Genomic DNA, 19,247 nt, shown 5'->3' with positions numbered 1-19,247 from the left:
ATCAGTGATGGTCGGGTGCGTTCGGCGGTCAGTGGCTGCGGGTGCGTTCGGCCTTGTACCGCTGGTCGGTGATGTGCTCCAGCCAGGTGGTCCCGGGGCCGTCGGCGTCGGGCGCGGTGCCGTCGCGGGTGCCGATCAGCGCGGTCGGCTGCGCCTTGACGAACGCCACGGGGTGCTCCTCGCTCTCAGACGGAGGGCACGTGTGACTGCGGCAGGCTCAGCGCTCCATCATGCGCATCTGGGCCGCGTTGTGGGTGTCGCCGGCCGCTGGGGGCAGGCTGGTCAGCCTGGCGAGCTGCTCCTCGGTCAGCCGGACTGCGTCGGCTGCGGCGTTCTCCTCCAGCCGGGCCACGCGCCGGGTTCCGGGGATGGGGGCGATGTTCTCGCCCTGGGCCAGCAGCCAGGCCAGGGCGACCTGGGCAGGGGTTGCCCCTGTCTGGGCGGCGACGGCGGCGACCTCGTCGGCCAGGCGCAGGTTGTGCTGGAAGTTCTCGCCGCTGAACCGCGGGTTGTCGGCGCGGAAGTCGGTGGGATCGAACTGCTCGGTGGAGCGGATCGTGCCGGTCAGGAACCCGCGTCCCAGGGGCGAGAACGGGACGAAGCCGATGCCCAGTTCGCGCAGCACCGGCAGCACCCGGGCCTCGGGATCACGGGTGAACAGCGAGTACTCGGATTGGACCGCGGTCACCGGATGCACCGCATGCGCGCGGCGGATGGTGTCGGGCCCGGCCTCGGACAGGCCGATGTGCCCGATCTTGCCCTCCGCGACCAGCTCGGCCAGCGCGCCGACGGTCTCCTTGATCGACGTGCCGGGGTCCACCCGGTGTTGGTAGTATAGGTCGATGTGGTCGGTGCCCAGGCGCTTGAGCGAGCCCTCCACCGCGGTGCGAATGCTGTCCGGGCTGCTGTCCGCGCCCTGCCGACCTGTGTAAGAGATCAGTCCGAACTTCGTGGCCAGCACCACCTGGTCCCGGCGCCCCTTGAGAGCGCGGCCGATCAGTTCCTCGTTGGTGTAGGGACCGTACACCTCGGCAGTGTCGATGAAGGTGACACCCAGCTCCAGGGCACGGTGGATGGTACGGATCGACTGCTCATCGTCGGTTCCGGCACCGGTGTAACCGTGGGACATCCCCATCGCACCGAGTCCGATCCGGGCGACGTCCAGGTCTCCGAGGCTGACGTGCTGCATCGTTGCTCTCCTGTTCAGGTGGCGGGCTGCTGTAGTGCGGATGGTCATTCCCCGACAGGGAAGTCGGTGGCAGCAGCAAGGTCGCGTCCACGGCCTGGCCGCCGACGATCTGCTTCTGCACCGCCAGGCCCTGCGCCATCCGGGTGACGGGAGTGGTGGTGGACCGGCCTTCCAGTGGATACGTGGCCGGGCAATAGCCGCTCGTGGGTGGCGGCGGCCTGGTCGTTGGATCCGGGGGCGGTCACGGGCGGATCGCCACCTTGAGGCTGGTGCGATCGTTCATCGCCTGGTAGCCCTCGGCGATGTCTTCCAGGGGCAGGGTGCGGTCGAAGACGCGTCCGGGGCGGATCGAGCCGTCCAGGATGTGCGGCATCAGTTCGTCGATGTAGGCGCGGGCGGGGGCGACGCCGAAGGCGACGTCTCGCTCCACCCCGCCGACCTGGATGCGGCCCTGGCGGCGGGACTGCACACCCCGGTACCAGGGCCCCGCGGTGCCCTTGACCGAGCGCACATACAGGTGATCGCCCGCGCGGACCACCCACATCGTCACCGGTGCCCGCAGCGAGCCGTCCGCCCGCCGCGACGACAGGTCCAGTTCCTCGGCCGCACCGACCCTCTTCAGGTCAGAACCGTCCCAGTCCGCCATGCTCGCTCCTCTCGGGTCCGTCAGCGAGACCGTGCCCAGAGGGGCGGCCCCGGTTCACCGTCACCTGAGCGCGGCTGGTCCGCCAGCCGTGCGCGATGCGCTGCCGGGAGCGGGCCGCCGTGTGGCGACGGTCATCGCTGCGCACCTTCGAGCCTGCCCCAGCGCCGCCCTGCCAGGCAGACCGGGATCTGCCAGGGAACGGCGAGCGGGGGCATGACAGGGCCCCCCTGGACCCGCGTGTCGCGGTGGCGGCCGAGGGAAAATGGGGCCATGGCACCCGAGCAGCACAGCAGCGGCGAGGAACTGGGACGCTTCCTGCGCGCCCGCCGCACCCAGACCAGCCCCCAGTCCGCCGGCCTGACCCCCGGACCCGGCGTACGCCGCACCCCCGGGCTGCGACGCGAGGAACTGGCCACGCTCGCCGGAGTCAGCATCGACTACTACACCCGCCTGGAACGCGGCAAGGAAACCCGCCCCAGCCCCGCCGTCGTCGACGCCCTCGCCCGCGCACTCCAACTCGACGACGCCGAACACCAGCACCTACGCGACCTGGCCGTGCGCGCCGCACGCTACGGCGGACAGCCCGCCGCCGCACCCAGCCGCACCGTGCGCCCCCACCTGAGACTGCTGCTCGAAGCCGTCCGCCCGAATCCCGCCTACGTCGTCAGCCGCAGCATGGACCTCCTCGCCCACAACCCCGGCGGCCTTGCCCTGTACGCCGGGATGGAGGACTGGCCCGCCACCCAGCGCAACCTCGCCCGCTACCTGTTCCTGCACCCCGCCGCCCACCAGGTCTTCCCCAACTGGGACAACCAGATCCGCGGCTGCGTCGCCCGCCTACGCGCCCTCGCCGGCACCGACCCCGATGCCCCCGACCTCACCCACCTCGTCGGCGAACTACTCCTCAAGAGCCCCGACTTCGCCGGACTATGGGAACGCTACGAGGTCACCGGCCGCAAGAACACCACCAAGACGTTCCGACACCCCACCGTAGGCACCCTCACCCTCGCCTTCCAGGGCATGGCCCTCGAAGGCACCCCCGGCCACCGCCTCGGCGTTTACACCGCCGAACCCGGAACCCCCGACCACGACGCCGTCCTCCTGCTCGACATGACCGCCCCACAAGGCGCCGCCCAGCACCAAGCCCACACAGGAGACCAAACCAGCTGAGCATGTCGCCCGCAGACAACTCGGGGCGCGCGTGCGGGGCGCCGTTCCTCCTCGCGCACCACAAAGGTCGGTGACCGTGGGTGCCCGCCTGGCGACCAGGGGTACGGGCCCGATAGCGCGACGACGGACGTGTTGAGGCGTAGCGTGAATCGTGGAGGCGTGGGAACGGCGATCCAGGTGATGCCGCAGTCACACCTCGTTGTCTGTCGTGCCCGCCAGGCCGGGCCACGTCCAGAAATCCTCACTCCGGAGATTTCACGGACCCTGCGACTACGGCGCACCCGGCCAAGCGAACGCGAAGCTCCGTCGGAAGCGTGGGGCCAGCGGGCCGCTGTCATCTGCGGCCACCAGCTGCGGAGTCGGCCGGTTCCGCGAAGCGGTTGAGTCAGGTTCCTGAGGAATTCGGCGAGTCGGCCAATTGGTAGGCGAATCGAGGCGGCCCATGCACGCGGTGACGGTGATACCCGGAAAGAGCGGATCGGTGGAGCTGTCGGACATCGCGGAGCCGGGGGCCGAGCTGGGGTCGGTCGTGGTGGAGTCGCTCGCGGTCGGGGTGTGCGGCACGGACGCCGAGATCGCGCGGGGCGAGTACGGGTTCGCCCCGCCGGGCAAGGACCGGCTGATCCTGGGGCACGAGTCACTGGGCCGCGTGGCCCACGCCGCAGCGGGTGGCCCGACCGTGGGTGACCTCGTGGTGGGCATCGTGCGACGGCCGGATCCGCTGCCGTGCCCGAACTGCGCGGTCGGTGAGTGGGACATGTGCTCCAACGGCCTGTACACCGAGCATGGAATCAAGGAGCGTGACGGTTTCATGGCCGAACGCTGGCGCAGCGATCCCGACTACCTGGTCAAGGTGGACCCGGAGCTGGGCGTGCTGGGGGTTCTGCTGGAGCCGGCCTCGGTGGTGGCCAAGGCGTGGGAGCACATCTACGCCATCGGCCACCGGACGTTCTGGGACCCGCGCACCGTGCTGGTGGTGGGGGCCGGCCCGATCGGGCTGCTGGCTGCCCTGCTGGCTCGGCAGCGGGGGCTCGAGGTTCACGTGATGGACCGGGTCACGGGTGGCCCCAAACCCGTGCTCGTCGAGGCACTCGGGGCTCGCTATCACAACGGGGCGGTGGCGGACCTGGGGCTGAGTCCGGACATCGTCGTGGAGTGCACCGGGGTGCCCGCGCTGATCCGGCAGTCCGCCGAGGCGGCGGCGCCCGGCGGCATCGTGTGCCTGACCGGCGTCGGGTCGCTGACCGACCGCTCCGCCGGCGGCATCGAGAGCGGGCTCGCCACCACCGCCGTCCTGCGCAACCTCGCGCTCTTCGGCTCCGTCAACGCCAACCGCCGCCACTACTACCTGGCCGCCAGAGCACTCAGCCGGGCGGACCGGGGCTGGCTTGAGGGACTGGTGACACGGCGCTTCGCTCCCCACGACATCGTCCGAGCACTGCAACGGGACCCGGACGACATCAAGGTGATCCTCGACTTCACCGCTTGACCATCGCTCGCCCCGTGAATCCACTCCCCCGAGAAATGTCCTTCCGCCGGACCATCGCGCAAAGGAATCGACATGACCGAGACAGGCTTCCCCCCGATCTCCGACTACGCGTTCCTCAGCGACTGCCACTCGGTGGCTCTGGTCGGCCGCGACGCGTCCGTGGAGTGGGCGTGCTTCCACCGCTTCGACCAGCGCTCGGTCTTCGCCCGGATCCTGGACCGCGAACGAGGCGGTTACTTTCGCATCGCCCCGGTCGCGGAGTACACCACCACGCGGCGCTACCTGCCGGACACCAACGTCCTGGAAACCCGCTTCGAGACCGCCACCGGCGCTGTGACGGTCACCGACTGTCTGCCAGTACGCGAGGACCTCACCCGCCCGGGCCGCGTCGAGCGCCGACCGCCGGACGGGCTGCTCCTGCGCACCGTGCGCGGCGAGACAGGCACCGTGGAACTGCTGCTGGAGTTCGCCCCCAGATTCGAGTACGGGCTCACCACTCCCTTCATCGAACTCCCGGGCGAGGACCTGGCCGTGGTCACCGGTGGCCCCGACTCCCTGCTCCTGCAGAGCGAACTGGGGGCGCTGTCCACCGACGGGACCGGCATGTGCACGTCCCGTGCGAACGTGGCCCAGGGGCAGGTGGCCTACGTCGCCCTCACCTACGCGGCGGCCGGGGCGCTGACCGTTCGCAGGCTCTCCCCCACGGACCTGAGCGGCCGATTGGCGGAGACCGTCGCCTTCTGGACCAACTGGGCCGCCCGGTGCACCTACCAAGGCCCGCACCGCGACGCCTTGGTGCGCAGCGCCCTGGTCCTCAAGGGGCTCATCTACGACGAGACCGGTGCCCTCGCCGCGGCGCCCACCACCTCGCTGCCCGAGGAGATCGGCGGCGAGCGCAACTGGGACTACCGCTACACCTGGCTGCGTGACTCGGCAGCGATGCTCGCGGCTCTTGGCGCCATCGGTTACTTGGAAGAGGCCCAGCACTTCGCGGACTGGCTGCTGCGCACCACCGCCGGCCGGGCCGAGGACCTGCAGATCATGTACGGCATCGGCGGGGAGCGGCTGCTCCATGAGGTCGACCTCGACCATCTGAACGGCTACCGCGGGTCGCGCCCGGTACGGGTGGGGAACGGCGCCTGGGACCAGTTCCAGCTCGACACCTACGGCGAACTGCTGGCTGCGGCCTTCCTCGTCCTGAAGCTGCGCGGTGCTCACACACTGACGCCGCGCAGTGCCGCCTTCCTGTGCGACGTGGTGGAACTGAACATCAAGCGTTGGCAGGAGGTCGACGACGGGATCTGGGAGATCCGCGGAGGACGGCGGCACTTCGTCTTCTCCAAGTTGATGGCCTGGCTCGCCGTGGACTGCGGTCTCCACACATTGGACCTGAACCCTGCACTGACCCAGGACCCTGGGGTGCGCGAGCGCTGGGAGGACGCGCGCCAGGAGATGCGCACCGCCCTGGAGACCCGAGGGGTGGACCCGAAGACCGGTGCCTTCCTGCAGGCATTCGAACACGATGAGCTCGACGCCTCTGCCCTGCAGGTGGGCCTGCGGGGCTTCCTACCGCCCGACGACCCCCGGATCCTGGCGACGATCGACCGCATCGAAGCCGAACTGACGCGCAACGGCCACGTCTACCGCTACCTCGGCGAGGACGGCCTGGAGGGCGAGGAGGGCACCTTCGTCTTCTGCACACTGTGGATGGCCTCCGCCCTTGCCCGTGCCGGCCGCACCGACGCCGCCGAGACGTATCTGACCCGTGTCCTGGACTGCGCCAACGACCTGGGACTGCTGGCCGAGGAAATCGACCCCGGCACGGGAGAACAACTCGGCAACTTCCCCCAGGGCTTCAGCCATCTCGGCGTCATCGGAGCAGCGCTGAACCTGGCTTACGCCCAACCCGGCGCCGACGCCCCCTGGGTCGACCGGTGGAAAGACCTGCAGGAGTGATGACCCGCACTTCGTGTGGACTCGGGTCAGCGTGTCAGGTCGAAGATGGCCTTGCCTGCCAGCGAGACACCGAGGAACAAGCAGATCGCGACAATGGCCGGGTCCTGGTGTGCTGCCAGCCAGGAGCGCAGACCGGTCAGCGTTTGCTGGGCCCTCGTTGGTGTGAAGACCATCAGGAGTTCCATCGTCAGAAGACTGGCGGTGGCGAGGACGCAGAAGGCCAGCAGGACGAGGGAGGACGCGCCGTGGGTGAGGTCCGCCTCCACGACCGTGGAGGCCGCGGCGGCGACCATCCCCCAGGGCTGCAGCAGTACAGCGAGCCCGGCGGCCGACCACACGGACGTCTGGTGCGCTCGGGATGCCGGCGCGGCCTCGTCCGAGGCGGATCGAGCCGTCTCCTGGGAAGTGGCGGAGCGGCGGCTGCGGCGTCGGCGCTCGCCGTACAGGACCAGGGAGACGCCGATGGCCAGCTTGGCGGCCAGTGCGGCTGTGGAGGGCGGGCTCCTGGGCGCGGGCGGCTCCCCGCCGGTCAGGAGTAGCACCGCAGCGATCACGGCCACCAGGCACGCCAACCAGGCCAGGATGAACGCCAGCCCCTTCCAGACGCCGCCGGGTGAGGAGAGCACCAGCACGAAGGCCATGATCGGCAGGGGGTAGAGCGTGATGGCCAGACCGATCAGGATCAGGTCGAGCACCATCGGCACACCCTTCTCACTACCCTTGTGCCCATATTTACGCCTCGTCCGGCCGCGCACCACTCCTGCGGCGGTCCCGCCTGTCGCTCGACCGGCTGGGGGCCGAGAATGCAGATTGTGGCCAACCTCAGCGCAGTCCGCGGCAGTCTCCGGCCCGCCTGGTCAGCATCATCTTCTCGCTGCTGTTCCTGGTCGTTCAGTGGGCCGCGACGACCTTCACCCCGCGGCTGGGCCTGTTCCGCGACGACCCACTCGTGTGGCGCACGTTCGCCTTCTCCCTCGGGGTCTTCGTCTTCTGCATCGCCGCAGCGCTGACCATCGTCAGCCGAACGGAAGTCTCCATGGCGGTCCCGGTGATCGCGATGATCCTGGCACTGGTCACGCTGGCATTCATGTACACGCTGCAGAGCCGTGCCTTCTCGTCGATCCAGCTCGGCCCCTGCCTGCATGCGATCAGCAGCCGGACACGCCACGTCGTCGACACCGTCTACGACCGGCCTCTGGGTGACACGGACGCGGCCAGGTCCAGCCGGCCGGCCGAGGCCGACGGGGTTCCTGTCCCCTGGCCCGGCCATGGGGCAGTGCTGTGCGGCATCGACGTTCCCACGTTGGTGGAGGTGGCTCGCGCGCACGACTGTCTGATCGTGCTGTGCCAGGCTCCTGGGCAACTCCTGGTCAGGAATCGTCCCGTGGCGCGTGTCCACGCAGGCAATGCAGGCAACGCAGGCACGCTTCCATCCGATGTACTTCTGGCAGCCCTGGCACCAGGAGTGGAACGCACCTTCGACCAGGACCCCGAAATCGGCATTCGGCTGCTGGCGGACATCGCCCTGCGTGGTCTGTCCCCGGCGATCAACGACCCGGCAACCGCCGTGCAGGCCCTGGACCACATCGAAGACCTCTTGCTTCTGCTGGCCGACCGGGAGCTCGACGTCGGTCACATCCGCGACGCCGAGGGTACGTTGCGGCTCATCGTGCCGGTCCCGGACTGGGACCGATACGTCCGCACCGCTCTCGACGACGTGATCAACAGTGCGCAGACCGTCCCCCTGGCCCTCCACCGGATCCGGCTGCTGCTGCAGCACGTCCTGGACGCCGGCCCCGAAACACGCCGCCCGCAGCTCCGGGAACGACTCACCCTGGCGGAGCAACTGCTGGCGCGCAGCTCCCCTGCCACTTCGGCACCGGCCCCGGCAGTCGACACCGACAAGAAGTGACGAATCTTGAGCATCAGCCTGTTCCTGGGCTCACTTGCCGGCTGCCTCCCCGGTGCGATTGCCGCTGCCAGGAGTCGACCGCGACCGGGGGGCGGCCAGGGCGACGAGGTGCCGCCAGTTCAGACGCGGGTTGGCCGTCGGCGCCCCGGGACGGCCCCTGGGCACCCGCACCCGGAGTACGCCCGCGTTGATGCTGCAGGTGACCGGGGTCGACAGGTTCAGGGCTTCGCCGTCGACCGCAACGGGAATGGTCTCCGCAGCCGCGTGGACCGTGACCTGGTGTGCCGTCAGTACGTGCAGCCCGGTTGCCTGGCCTCCGCGCACAGCCAGCTCGGCCGCTTGGACCGGCCCGTCCACCCGGATGCCGAGCACGCCCAGGGTGCCCCTGTCGAGCCGTGGTCTGCGGCCGGCGGTGAGCGGGTCGACTGCGGCGTACGGGTTGTTGCTCACGAGCAGCGCCTGCTGGGATTCCAGCCGGGTGCCGTCCACGTCGACGTCGAGCCGTTCGCCCTGATCACCGAGCAGCAGATCGGGCAGGGCGTTCAGGGCGGTGCCGGCTTTGGCGGCGCGGTAATCCGGGCTCTGGACGATCTGCGCGTAGGCCCCGAACGAGACGGTGTTGACGAAGGTGCGGTCCGCCACGATGCCGAGGTCGACCCTCAGCTCCTCGCCGTCGGTGAGCGCGTCCAGACAGCGAGTGGGATCGGCACGGTCCAGACCCAGGTCCATGGCGAAGTGGTTGCGGGTCCCGGCGCTGATCACCAGGAAGGGGAGATCGTGTGCCGCCGCGACGGCCGCGACCAGGGATTGGGTGCCGTCACCACCCGCAACGCCGAGCAGATCAGCCCCTTCGGCCACCGCCCGGCGCGCCAAGGCGGCGACATCGGTGCTCACGGCGGTGTCCAGCAGGAGCACCCGCGCGCCCAACCGCTGAGCTTCCTCCACCAACCCGAAACGCCCCACCTTGCCGCCCCCGGACATCGGATTCATGATCAGCACCGGCCGCACCGGCGCCGGACGGGCGATCGCCGCCATGCCCCGCTCAGGCCGCGCCCGGCGCAGAGCCGCCCGCCCGCAGGTCAACGCGGCGCCACCGAGCAACAGCGACTCCAGCGCCACCACCCAGAGTCCCGTCCGGGCATAGAACACCAGCACCGCCGCCGGAGCCGCGACAGCGAGAAGTGCACCCGCCCAGCGCACCACCCCCCGATGCGCCAGCGCCCACCACACCCCCGCCGCCGCCACCACCAGGCCCGCCAACCCGATCACGAGGATCAGCGGACCGCCCTCCCCTGTGAACGCGAGCAGGATCGCCACCGCTGCCAGGGCACACAGGAGCGAAAGCCGAGCCAGCGGCCGGGCACCTGCCATCTCCATGAAGGTGCCCTTTCACCCGAACAGCCGAACTGCACTTCGCTGCCACCTTCCCGCATCCGAACACAACGACAACCGCTCCGCATCCGGAGGCCCCGTCCCGGCGCCGACGACCGTTCGGCTTGGTACCCGTCCCGGTCGGCTCCCCCAAGGGTGCCCGGAGGGGTCTGTCCGGGTCGCGGGCGTCGAACCGACGGATTTTACTGAACGTCGGCAGTTCGCGCGGGTCGCGATGCTGCCCTCGGCCCGCCGACCCAGCCATGCGGTTCGAGTCACTGCTGAGACGTCGCACGCCACGGCACCGCCTTCCTTGAGGAGACGCCCACATGACGGAGCCTGCCGTCCCTTCCCGGAACGGTGCACCGTCCACGGCGTCCGCCGCGGATCGCGGCCGGAAGCGCGGCCCACTCACGCCCGAGGGCGTCCTGCAGTGGCTGCTGGAGGGGAACAGGCGCTGGGTCAGCGGGCAGCTCGCCCATCCGCACGGGACCGTCGCGCGTCGTGAGGCCCTGGCGGCTGGGCAGGACCCCATGGCGACCGTCTTCTCGTGCATCGATTCGCGCGTGCCCCCGGAGATCGTCTTCGACTGCGGTATCGGAGATCTCTTCGTGGTGCGTACCGCGGCCCACACCAACGACGGCCTGGTGCAGGGAGCGGTGGAGTACGGAGTGGACGAGGCGTTGACGCCGCTGCTCGTCGTGATGGGACACCAACTCTGCGGCGCGGTCGGCTTCGCGGTGGAAACACTCAACGCCGGCCGGGAGGCACCCGCGCACCTCGAGGATGTCGTCGAGGCCCTGCGACCGGCCTACGAGGCGGCCAAGCCTCTTCCGGGCGACCAAGTGGACAACACCGTCCGGGCGCAGATCCGCCTGACCGTGGAGCAGTTGCACCATGACTCGATGCTCGAACCCCTCGAAGCCCAGGGACGGGCCCGCGTCATCGGCGCCTACTATTCCCTGGATTCGGGAGCTGTGGAATTCCGCCAAGGGTGAGCCCTGGGTGGACTTCCACCAAGGGTGAGCCCTGCAGGGTGTGCGTTGCCATGAACGACGTGACTCAGCGGTCCGCACCCTTGGTCCGACGATGAGAGACCTGTTCCCGTGCCGTGCGCCAACGCGACCGTGTCTGCTCGACCAGGCTGTCCCACTGCTGGCGGACCTCATGGTCCGAGGGGCGATGGCCCTGACGGATCCGGCCGAGTTCGTCCCGCACTTCTCGTCCCAGGGCAGCCGATGCGACGAGGACGAGCATCGCTGCGAAGAGAGCCGAGATCATCGCGAAGACGGCACCGACCGCCCCGTAGCGTGAGGCGGAGGAGTTGAAGAGACGCGGCAGGTAGAGGGTTGCGCCCACCGAGTAGGCCGCGGTCAGCGCGGCTGCAGTGACACCGAAAGGGATCAGCTCGGGCCAGGGGATCCGCTTGGCCGACAGGATCCACCCGCTCCAGACCAGGAACACGCCGGTGACCGCTGCCTCACAGGCCGCGGTCACCAAACCCAGCTGGCCCCCGCCAAGAGCTGCGGCGAGCCACCCGGTGACCACTGCGTAGACGCCAAGAGTGAGGATCCACCACAGGCCGTTTCGGGTGTTGCGCACGCTGAGCGGCTTGAGTTCCCATGTCTGTTCGAAGAGCCGCTGCGAGGCCCGCGCGAAGCTCAGCACCGAGATCGTCAGGAACACCACCCCGAAGACGCCCACACTCGCGGTTGTGCTCTCGGCAGGGGAAAGCAGGGAGTTGACTGCCTCGGCGCCCGCCCCGGAGAGGCTGTAGCGCTTGATGATCCGGTCCGCGGAGTCGTAGTGGACGACGTCGCTCAGGGCGGCGCTGCCGAGGATCGCGAGCGGAACCAGTGCGGTGAGAGCGCTGGACGCCAGGGCCATCGAGCGGTCGAACCCGACGATCCTCTGGAATCGGTTGATGACTCGCAACGCGAAGACGGGACGCAGCCAGAATGTCAGCGTTCTGACCAGCCGTTCGCGATTGATCCTTGACGTCCTGCCCTCCGTGAAGATCGAAACCGGTACGGCGGCCGAGCCTAACGGACCGTCATGAGGTCGACGACGGGCGACACGGATGCTTCCCCGAGCTGTGCCTGTTCGGCTCGGCCCTTGTTCTCATCGCCTCAGGGCAGTCGGGCGCGGTGCAGAGTGACGAGCAGGCGCCAGACCTGGTGGGTGATCTGGTCGGGAGTAGCTTCGATGAGCCCGTGCAGCCAGTCGGCGAGCACGCCGGCGAAGGTCGCGGCCACGGCCGAGGCGATCAGGTCGGGCTGTGGTGCTCCGGCCAGGGTGCGCTCGGTGTGGCTGCGGGCGCGCAGATCCTCGTGGAGTACGTGACCGAGGGGACCGCCGCCGCCGGGGCGCAGCAGGCTCCGGTAGAGGCCGGCGTGCGGGACGAGACCGGTGAAGAAGACGGCCAGCGCGGGTGGCGGGCTTGCGGGATCGGGGGCGCCGCGCCAGGCGTGGAGGGCGTCCACCGCGTCGCGGACCACGTCGGCGCAGGCGTCGACGGCCAGCGCCTCCAGGTCGCCGTAATGGAGGTAGAACGTGGCGCGGCCGACCCCGGCCCGGCGCACCAGCGCGGCGACGCTGACGTCCGCCAGCGGGCGCTGCGCGCACTCGTCGAGCAGGGCCTGGCGCAGCCTGGCCCGGGTACGCGCGGCCCGGGGGTCTGCCTGGGGAGCTGTCACCGGGCCGCCAGGACGGCGGCGAGGGCCAGCGCGCCGGGCAGCGCCTGGGCGATCAGGATGCGCCGGTTCGCGGTGATGCCGCCGTACACGCCGGCGACCAGCACGCAGACCAGGAAGAAGACCTGGACCCTGAATCCGGTCGGGTCACCGGCGATCAGGCCCCAGATCAGCCCGGCTGCCAGAAACCCGTTGTAGAGGCCCTGGTTCGCGGCCAGCGGCGCGGTGGCACGGGCCATGTCGGCATCGAAACCGGAGAGCTTGCGGCCCGGCCCCTTCTCCCACAGGAACATCTCCAGAACCAGGATGTACGCGTGCAAGACGGCTACCAGGCCGACCAGGACATTCGCCGTCGTTTCCATCGTCATTCCCGTCTACTGCAAGCTTCATGGACAGGTGTCCATGATACATGGACAGCCGTCCAGAAAATCCGCTCACTGTACCCGGGCCCAGAACGGCCTTCGAGCGCGGACCACTGAGACCGTGTCCCATGCGGTGAGGCGGCATCCGGCCACGGAACCTCCGCAAAAAAACCTGTTGGCGGACCACAGCGACCACTGCTACTTTTCCGGAGGCCGTGCGAGAGAACGAGGAGGTGGTACCCGTGAACGCAATATCGACATGGGTGCTCCCCTCCGGGGTCACGGTCGGGCGATAGGTCGTCCGGGAGCGCCGTTTTCTGAGCCCTCCCGAAAGGCACGACCATGCACTTCACTTCTGAACAGCGTCTCGACGACGGTGTCCTCGAGCGCGAATTCACTCTCGGCGAGATCCCCGGCATCCTCTGGACGCCCGCATCCGCATCCGCACCGGCGCCGCTGATCCTGCTCGGCCACCCCACACTCGGACTGCGCAGGATGTACCCCCGACTGGTGGCGCGGGCCCAGCAGGCCGCGGCGGACGGCTTCGCCACGGCCACCATCGAGCTCCCCGAAAGCGGCGACCGGCCCCGTTGGCCCGCCGCCGAGCAGGCCCGCGCCGACCTGCGCCGGGCCATGGAGGCCGGCGAGCCGGTCAGCGACGAGATCATCGACGCCCTCGTCCTCCCGCTGGTCGACCAGGCGGTCCCGGAATGGCAGGCCGCCCTGGACGCCCTCCTGTCGCTGCCGGAGATCGGCGGCCCGGTCGGGTATTCGGGGGGAGTGATCTCCATCGGAGTCCGGCTGGCGGTGGTCGAGCCGCGCATCTCGGCCGCCGTTCTGTTCGCGGGGAGTTTCGTGCCTCGCGCCATTCTCGAGGAGGCCCGACAGGTCACCATTCCGCTGCACGTTCTGCTGCAGTGGGACGACGAAGGTAACGACCGGCAGGCGACCCTGGACCTGTTCGACGCCTTCGGTTCCAAGGAGAAGACGCTGCACGCCAATATGGGCGGGCACACCGGAGTCCCCCAGTTCGCGGGGGACGCCGCAGCCCAGTTCTTCACCCGGCACCTGCGCTAGCCGCCGACCACCCCCGCCGCCAGGCCAGCAGCAGACGTAGGGGGCGTCGGCCTGGCCACCGCTCATCGAGGACAGCCCCCGGCCCTCCTCGATGAGCGGTGGCCGGCAGATGCACAACCGCCCCGATCGCGGCGGTACCGGCCATCGGCGGTACCGGCCGGTCGGGGCGGCGCTCGGCACCCCGCGGAAATCGCCGCCGGTGGAGGCGCGGTTGACGGCGACGGTGTGCTCGAATCTGAGGTATGACGCAGGACCTCCACCACCACGGTCTTGCTGCCGCCCCTGATCCGCTCGTCGGACAACCCGTCACCCGGCTCCGGGATGGCTCCCCGCATTCCACGCGGCTCCTCGGTCGCATCCCCCGTCGGCAGGCGCCGTCATGCGCTGGACCCGTGGTGACTCGGCGCGGCTGGCTCAGCGCAACAGCCGGGCGCTCTTTCGGCGGTGGCGGCGTCTGACCGTGGGGTCATCGGCCAGGTCGGCGACGACAGCGGCGGCACGTTCGGCGTCGTGGCCGGCCAGTTCCCGGACCGCCGCCAGGCGCCAGGCGCTCTTGAGAGTTCTGTCGTGAGCGAGAAAAGCCAGCGTTTCCACGGCGCGTGATGGTTCGTGGCGTGCCAGGCACAGGGCCGACCACAGGCGTGTCCTGCTGGGCAGGTCGATGTCCCTGGCCAGGCACGCGAGCAGGTCGGGGCCGCGTTCGTCGTCGACCATGGCGAGCATCATGGCCGAGCGCACCCGGACGCTGGGCGACGTGCTCGCGCTTTCGGCCAGACTGCCGAGCATGTCCGCACTCCGTTCGTGGCCGATCCCGGCCAGCACGGAGACCGCCAGGGCACGATCCGGCGCCAGGAGCTTTTTGTCGCAGGCGAGGTTGTGGAGCAACTCCACGCCTTGCTCGTCTCCGTGCTCGACCAGGAAGCCGGCGGCCTCCACTCGCGCGTCGTCACGGACCCGGGCGTCGGTGGCCAGGCGGTGCAGCAGGAGCAGACCGCGTCGGTCTCCGGCGCCCGCCAGCCTCACCGCGGCCTGCACTCTCCAGGTGCCGGTGGCCAGGTAGGGAACCTCGGCCAGCTCGGCCAGGATGTCCGCCGCGTGCTCGGCACCGAGCCATGCAAGTGCCTCGGCGGCGATAACCCGGTGATTCCTCTGGGCCTTGGAGAGATAGGCCTCCGCCAAACCAGGGTCCGTTTCCGGGTGCATGCGGTCAGGATTCGCCCTGAGATCCGCACAGCGTCTGTCGTCGTCCGTGATGCGGGCGAGGAAGGTGAGTGACGTCATCGTGGCCCGGGTGACGGCCTTGGGCAGGCCTGTTCCCAGATGTTTCAGTTCGGCCAGGAAGCGGCAGCCGTCCAGGTTGCGCTTACCGGAGAGCCGCATCAGCTTCTGCTCCACCTGGGAGGTCAGGGCCGGGCCTCTCGCCTCGTCCAAGAGCCTGTCCAGCAGGAAGCCGGTGTACGACGCCTCTTGCTTGCGCGGAGGAGTCCAAAAGCGTTGCCCGTAGCCGAAGAAGGTGACGTCCGGCACCGGCTTCCAGGGCCAGTGCCGAGCCCACCGGTCGTCCAAGAGGCGGGCGGTCGTCACCGCACACGCCTCCGGCGTCCGGGTGGCGTGGCGGGCAGCGCAATATTCGAGGAAGGTCTGCTGGAGGAACTCGAGCTCTCCGGCGCGCTGGGTGAGCATGCCGCTGCGGAGCACCGTCTCCTTGCGCGTCATTCCTTCCGGCCATGGACCGGGCCAGGAGGACAGCAATTCGATCAGGGATGCGTCTGTGTCCTCTTCGTTCGTGTCCTCTTCGTTCGTGCCCTCTTCGTCCACGTCCTGATCGTCCTTGGGGGCCAGACGACGGGCCGCGATGTGTCCTGCGATGTCGAGGGCGAGTTTTCCAACGTCCGGGGAGCCGGAGGCGTCCTGCGCTCGTCGCTCCTGCTGCAGGACAAGAAGGCGTGCGTACTCGTCGTAGATCCGGCCCCGGGTGTCGGGCATGATGCGGTTGTGGGCGTAGAGCTGGCACAGCAGTCCGGCGATGAGCGGGGTACGGGCCAGCTCGGTCAACTGCTCCCTGGCGGAGAGTTCGGTGATGAAGCGCTGTGCGAGCTCGGCGGGATCGGCAACTCGCTCGGGCAGGGCCGTGAACCAGCGGTGGGCCACCTGCGGCAGCTCCTCGCGGCGGAACGGCAGCAGGTCGTACCGCAAGGCCTGGGGCCCGAGCCGCTCCAGTTCACCCGGTGGCAGCGGACGTGTGGCCACGATGAACCGGTAGACATCCGCGTCGGGCCCCTGGGCGTGAACGGCGAGGTGGCGCAGCAGCTTTTGGCGGGTTTCGGCACGGGGGATCTCGTCGAGGCCGTCGACCAGCACCAGCCAGGGAACACCGTCCTCGGGCGGCGAGGCGAAGAGTCCGCGAAGCTCCCGCCCGTACTCGCAGGACACCGCCCAGGTCAGGGCGTCCGGCAGACTGCCGCCGCGCAGGGCTTTCTCCCTGGTGATCAGCGCCTGTGCCGGTACGAGCACCGGCACAGATCCAGCAGGACCCTCCCCCCGCAGACAGCGTTCGACGCCCTCGGCAAGCCAGGTCCGCAGCAGGCTGGACTTGCCCGCGCCGGGTCCTGCCATGACGACACAGGTCCGTGCGCCGGCGAGGATCTCGTCCGCCGGCACGGCCGCAGCACTGGACACCAGTGGCGGGCGGTCAGCGTTGTTCCCGTCCGATTCCTCGTCCAGGCAGCGGATCTGCTGGCGCAGATACACCGCACTGAGGGCCGGTAAGCCGTCATCGATGACGCCGGCATAGGGCTGGGCGTCGAGGGTCGGCTCAACCGACCTGAGATACGCGTCCAGTTGCCCGCGACGCCGTTCCCCACTCTGGGGGTCCGGGCCCTCGACCTGCGCGTCCGTTCTCAGCCTGCCACCTGGGGCGTCTGCCTCCACGGCCGGCGAAGAACTCTGCGCTGTCTCGGCCTGCTTCCGTAGCTTCAACAACGGCTCCACAGCGGTCCCGAGCGCTACCGCGAGCGCCGCCACAGTGTCCTCCGTGGGCAACTTCGGCCCGTTCAGCGCCTCGTAGACGGTGGTGCGCGACAACTCCGCTGCGCGCGGTAACCCGGTGCTCTTCGACAACGGAGGTCGCTTTGCCCGTCGCAAGTTCCGCAGCTGTTCCTTCAACTCGGCCAGGGCATCTGCCGGGCCTTCCTGCTCTCCCACGTCGCGGTCCCCCTCCAGGACGGCGTCGTCCCGTTGGTTCAGATGCGTTCATCTTGGTTGAGCCGAACATCGCCGTTCAGCGCTTCAGCCAATTTCCTTCCGTCACCCGCCACCTCGGAAGAGAAGAACCCATGGCCGCTTCGTCAACGCATCCCATGCTTCTGACCCTCGGTCCACTGATCGGCGGACTGACATAAGCATCGGTCGAGCACGTGTACGCAGATCACAGCCCCGGAAAACGGTTCGACGGTTTCGCGGAGTCCTGGCACAGTGGCGCACCATGACGGACGTCGAGCTCTTGACCGCCGCGGACATTCCACTCATGCAGGGTCTGGCACAGCGCGTCACCGCCATCCGCCCGGACCTGATCAGTGCCGACGCTTCGTACGGGGAGCTGGCCTGGGTCTGGGGCAAGGGGTGCGCCCCCTACGGGGCGAACTGGCCGCGTCGGCTGTGGTTCTCCGGTACCGAACTGGTGGCGTGGGGCTGGGCCTTCCTTCCGCACCAGGTGAGGCGCAATGACGGGTCGGTCACGGATGTCACCGGCGCCTTTCTGAGTTATCAGGTCCATCCTGACCACATCGAACTGGTCGACGAAGTGATCGAGTGGTACGACGGTGTGGCGGCCGGCCTCGAACGTACGGTGTTGCCGACGGCCGCCGAGGAGTTCGCCCTGAAGCGATGGGCGGCGCACGGCTATGAGACCGACGTGGAGGCGCTCGGTGACACCGGCGACTGGACCCAGCTCAATGAGCGGGACCTCACCGGTGTGGAGCGGCCGGTGCTCCCGGCCGGATTCCGGTTCCGCACCGCCGACGAGGCGGGACCGGAGGCCGCGGTCCGGGCCCATGTGGACGCCTGGGCTCCCTCGGCGTACTCGGCCAGAAGCTACGAGGATGTCCGGCAGACGGCGGCCTATCGCGGTGACCTTCACGTTCTGGTGGAGGCGCCGGACGGAACCATGGTGTCTTCGACGATCATGTGGCTCGACACGGCGAACAAGACCGTCGAGTTCGAGCCGGTCGGAACACATCCGGACTACCGGCGGCTCGGGCTGGCAAGGGCGATGATGCTGCACGGGATGCATCTGGCGCGGGCGGCCGGGGCCACTCATGCGACGGTCGTCTGCCTGGGGGCGCCGGGACATCCCCGGGCGCGCGGGCTGTACTACGGCCTCGGGTTCCGGGAGCTCTCGCGGGACGCGCCGCTCATCAAGACCAAGACCAAGACCACGACCGCGGGCTGAGGACCGGCCGTTCGGGCAGTCGCGGGTCCAGCCGGCGCACTCGCCGTCTACGTGATCAGTGGAGATGCTGCTCCCAGTCCGCCGGGACCTTGTCCTGGGGGCCCGGAGTGGACTGCGAAGCCGGGTGCGCGGTGGGCGGGGCCAGCTCCGGCCCTTCGTAGTACTGATCGGTCTCGATGTTCCAGAACCAGTCCTCCCCCGGTTCGAAGCTGGTCAGCAGAGGGTGTCCGGCCTCACGCGCGTGTTTCGTGCCGTGCTGCCCGGGCGAGGAGTCGCAGCATCCGATGTGCCCGCAGGCGGCGCAGCGCCGCAGGTGGAACCACCACCCGTCCACCGCCAAGCACTCCACGCACCCGGTTCCGCTGGGCATTGCGGTCGGATCGAGGCCTGGGATCTGCTGGTCTGCCATGAGGGGTACCTCTCTCGTGAGGCGCCGTGCAGGGGTCAGGCGCCGGTGTCGATGCGTGCCAGGATGCCCTTCAGCAGACCCGTTGCCTGCCCGACCTCGATGAGGTAGCCGTCCGGGTCGCGCATGTAGCAGCGCAGCTCGGCGCGCCGGTCGATGGGCGGGGTGAGGAACTCGGCTCCCTTGGCGCGAGCCGTCGCGTAGAACCCGTGGATGTCCGCCACTCGTACGTTCAGGAAGCTGGAGACCGTGTGGGGGTCCTGCGGTGTACGCAGGACTACGTCGGGTTTGTCCTCGGTGGGTCCGCCGCCGGGGTTCATGATGATCCAGCTGTTGGCGACCTTGATGATGCAGGGGTTCTCATCCAGCACCACCCTTCCCCCCAGTACGCCGGCGTAGAACGCCCGCGAGCGAGGGACGTCGCCGACCGTGAGGAAGTGCGTGAGCAGCAGGCCCTCGGCCGGTGCGGGAAGGTCCTCGGCCGGTGCGCCTTCGGAGCTGAAATCGGACATGTGCCGAGCGTATG

17 protein-coding genes and 2 pseudogenes are annotated in these 19,247 nt (G+C 69.4%); 7 read left to right on the top strand and 12 right to left on the bottom strand.

Annotated elements, in window-relative coordinates:
• Positions 1-28 precede the first annotated feature (28 nt).
• The 4 genes and pseudogenes from C6N31_RS21885 to C6N31_RS44015 all read right to left on the bottom strand — a co-directional run.
• The gene (locus C6N31_RS21885) at positions 29-169 is read right to left on the bottom strand and encodes a hypothetical protein (protein WP_187144686.1); all 141 of its coding nucleotides are present in this window, start codon (positions 167-169) and stop codon (positions 29-31) included.
• 48 nt (positions 170-217) lie between these two features.
• Positions 218-1,189, bottom strand: coding sequence for an aldo/keto reductase (locus C6N31_RS21880; RefSeq protein ID WP_138351717.1), 972 nt, complete (start codon positions 1,187-1,189; stop codon positions 218-220).
• Positions 1,190-1,430: 241 nt separating this feature from the next.
• Positions 1,431-1,598, bottom strand: a pseudogene (locus tag C6N31_RS44020) (IMP dehydrogenase); the annotation flags it as partial.
• A gap of 3 nt (positions 1,599-1,601) precedes the next feature.
• Positions 1,602-1,835: pseudogene (locus tag C6N31_RS44015) on the bottom strand (DUF2255 family protein); the annotation flags it as partial.
• A gap of 270 nt (positions 1,836-2,105) precedes the next feature.
• Here C6N31_RS44015 and C6N31_RS21870 point away from each other — a divergent pair.
• From C6N31_RS21870 to C6N31_RS21860, 3 genes are all read left to right on the top strand, one after another.
• Positions 2,106-3,005 carry a helix-turn-helix transcriptional regulator gene (locus C6N31_RS21870; protein WP_138351719.1) on the top strand — a complete coding sequence of 300 codons (900 nt, stop codon included), beginning with the start codon at positions 2,106-2,108 and terminating at the stop codon, positions 3,003-3,005.
• Positions 3,006-3,447: 442 nt separating this feature from the next.
• Complete coding sequence (locus C6N31_RS21865; RefSeq protein ID WP_138351720.1) at positions 3,448-4,494, top strand: glucose 1-dehydrogenase; 1,047 nt, start codon at positions 3,448-3,450, stop codon at positions 4,492-4,494.
• A gap of 72 nt (positions 4,495-4,566) precedes the next feature.
• Positions 4,567-6,450, top strand: a complete 1,884-nt coding sequence (locus C6N31_RS21860) for a glycoside hydrolase family 15 protein (protein ID WP_198358005.1) — start codon at positions 4,567-4,569, stop codon at positions 6,448-6,450.
• A gap of 26 nt (positions 6,451-6,476) precedes the next feature.
• Here C6N31_RS21860 and C6N31_RS21855 read toward each other — a convergent pair whose 3' ends face one another.
• A complete protein-coding gene (locus C6N31_RS21855) occupies positions 6,477-7,148 on the bottom strand; it encodes a GAP family protein (RefSeq protein ID WP_138351722.1) in 672 nt (223 codons plus the stop codon).
• Between the two features lie 32 nt (positions 7,149-7,180).
• On the opposite strand from C6N31_RS21855, the gene C6N31_RS21850 reads away from it, so the two are divergent.
• Positions 7,181-8,362: a DUF2254 family protein gene (locus C6N31_RS21850; protein WP_198358031.1), complete on the top strand. Its 1,182-nt coding sequence runs from the start codon at positions 7,181-7,183 to the stop codon at positions 8,360-8,362.
• Between the two features lie 30 nt (positions 8,363-8,392).
• On the opposite strand, the gene C6N31_RS21845 is transcribed toward C6N31_RS21850, so the two are convergent.
• Positions 8,393-9,733, bottom strand: coding sequence for a diacylglycerol/lipid kinase family protein (locus C6N31_RS21845; protein WP_138351869.1), 1,341 nt, complete (start codon positions 9,731-9,733; stop codon positions 8,393-8,395).
• A gap of 329 nt (positions 9,734-10,062) precedes the next feature.
• On the opposite strand from C6N31_RS21845, the gene C6N31_RS21840 reads away from it, so the two are divergent.
• Positions 10,063-10,731 (top strand): carbonic anhydrase, encoded by a 669-nt coding sequence (locus tag C6N31_RS21840; protein ID WP_138351724.1) that lies wholly within the window; start codon positions 10,063-10,065, stop codon positions 10,729-10,731.
• A gap of 64 nt (positions 10,732-10,795) precedes the next feature.
• Here the strand turns inward: C6N31_RS21840 and C6N31_RS21835 are convergent, their stop codons facing one another.
• The 3 genes from C6N31_RS21835 to C6N31_RS21825 form a co-directional block, all read right to left on the bottom strand.
• Entirely contained in the window at positions 10,796-11,668 is an 873-nt protein-coding gene (locus C6N31_RS21835) for a YhjD/YihY/BrkB family envelope integrity protein (protein ID WP_232485484.1), read from the bottom strand.
• A 194-nt stretch (positions 11,669-11,862) separates the two neighbouring features.
• On the bottom strand, positions 11,863-12,429 hold the full coding sequence (locus tag C6N31_RS21830) for a TetR/AcrR family transcriptional regulator (protein ID WP_138351725.1): 567 nt from the start codon (positions 12,427-12,429) through the stop codon (positions 11,863-11,865).
• The gene (locus tag C6N31_RS21825; RefSeq protein WP_138351871.1) at positions 12,426-12,788 is read right to left on the bottom strand and encodes a DUF1304 domain-containing protein; all 363 of its coding nucleotides are present in this window, start codon (positions 12,786-12,788) and stop codon (positions 12,426-12,428) included. Before C6N31_RS21825 ends, C6N31_RS21830 begins: the two co-directional genes overlap by 4 nt.
• A gap of 342 nt (positions 12,789-13,130) precedes the next feature.
• On the opposite strand from C6N31_RS21825, the gene C6N31_RS21820 reads away from it, so the two are divergent.
• Positions 13,131-13,865, top strand: coding sequence for a dienelactone hydrolase family protein (locus tag C6N31_RS21820; protein ID WP_198358004.1), 735 nt, complete (start codon positions 13,131-13,133; stop codon positions 13,863-13,865).
• 414 nt (positions 13,866-14,279) lie between these two features.
• Here the strand turns inward: C6N31_RS21820 and C6N31_RS21815 are convergent, their stop codons facing one another.
• The gene (locus C6N31_RS21815; RefSeq protein ID WP_138351727.1) at positions 14,280-16,949 is read right to left on the bottom strand and encodes an NACHT domain-containing protein; all 2,670 of its coding nucleotides are present in this window, start codon (positions 16,947-16,949) and stop codon (positions 14,280-14,282) included.
• Between the two features lie 400 nt (positions 16,950-17,349).
• Here C6N31_RS21815 and C6N31_RS21810 point away from each other — a divergent pair, with 400 nt between their 5' ends.
• The gene (locus C6N31_RS21810) at positions 17,350-18,315 is read left to right on the top strand and encodes a GNAT family N-acetyltransferase (protein WP_138351728.1); all 966 of its coding nucleotides are present in this window, start codon (positions 17,350-17,352) and stop codon (positions 18,313-18,315) included.
• Between the two features lie 55 nt (positions 18,316-18,370).
• On the opposite strand, the gene C6N31_RS21805 is transcribed toward C6N31_RS21810, so the two are convergent.
• Complete coding sequence (locus tag C6N31_RS21805) at positions 18,371-18,724, bottom strand: UBP-type zinc finger domain-containing protein (RefSeq protein WP_138351729.1); 354 nt, start codon at positions 18,722-18,724, stop codon at positions 18,371-18,373.
• A 35-nt stretch (positions 18,725-18,759) separates the two neighbouring features.
• Positions 18,760-19,233 carry a VOC family protein gene (locus C6N31_RS21800; RefSeq protein WP_138351730.1) on the bottom strand — a complete coding sequence of 158 codons (474 nt, stop codon included), beginning with the start codon at positions 19,231-19,233 and terminating at the stop codon, positions 18,760-18,762.
• Positions 19,234-19,247 lie beyond the last annotated feature (14 nt).

Source organism: Streptomyces fildesensis (genome assembly GCF_016107395.1).
Lineage (GTDB): Bacteria > Actinomycetota > Actinomycetes > Streptomycetales > Streptomycetaceae > Actinacidiphila > Actinacidiphila fildesensis.
Note: the sequence above shows the minus strand (reverse complement) of the source record. Positions and strands in the feature narration are given on the sequence as shown.

Coding starts and splice junctions, on each gene's coding strand:
- C6N31_RS21880 (WP_138351717.1), bottom strand. CDS start 1,189: ATGCAGCACGTCAGCCTCGGAGACCTGGACGTCGCCCGGATCGGACTC.
- C6N31_RS21840 (WP_138351724.1), top strand. CDS start 10,063: ATGACGGAGCCTGCCGTCCCTTCCCGGAACGGTGCACCGTCCACGGCG.
- C6N31_RS21800 (WP_138351730.1), bottom strand. CDS start 19,233: ATGTCCGATTTCAGCTCCGAAGGCGCACCGGCCGAGGACCTTCCCGCA.
- C6N31_RS21860 (WP_198358005.1), top strand. CDS start 4,567: ATGACCGAGACAGGCTTCCCCCCGATCTCCGACTACGCGTTCCTCAGC.
- C6N31_RS21870 (WP_138351719.1), top strand. CDS start 2,106: ATGGCACCCGAGCAGCACAGCAGCGGCGAGGAACTGGGACGCTTCCTG.
- C6N31_RS21810 (WP_138351728.1), top strand. CDS start 17,350: ATGACGGACGTCGAGCTCTTGACCGCCGCGGACATTCCACTCATGCAG.
- C6N31_RS21845 (WP_138351869.1), bottom strand. CDS start 9,733: ATGGCAGGTGCCCGGCCGCTGGCTCGGCTTTCGCTCCTGTGTGCCCTG.
- C6N31_RS21855 (WP_138351722.1), bottom strand. CDS start 7,148: ATGGTGCTCGACCTGATCCTGATCGGTCTGGCCATCACGCTCTACCCC.
- C6N31_RS21820 (WP_198358004.1), top strand. CDS start 13,131: ATGCACTTCACTTCTGAACAGCGTCTCGACGACGGTGTCCTCGAGCGC.
- C6N31_RS21865 (WP_138351720.1), top strand. CDS start 3,448: ATGCACGCGGTGACGGTGATACCCGGAAAGAGCGGATCGGTGGAGCTG.
- C6N31_RS21805 (WP_138351729.1), bottom strand. CDS start 18,724: ATGGCAGACCAGCAGATCCCAGGCCTCGATCCGACCGCAATGCCCAGC.
- C6N31_RS21825 (WP_138351871.1), bottom strand. CDS start 12,788: ATGGAAACGACGGCGAATGTCCTGGTCGGCCTGGTAGCCGTCTTGCAC.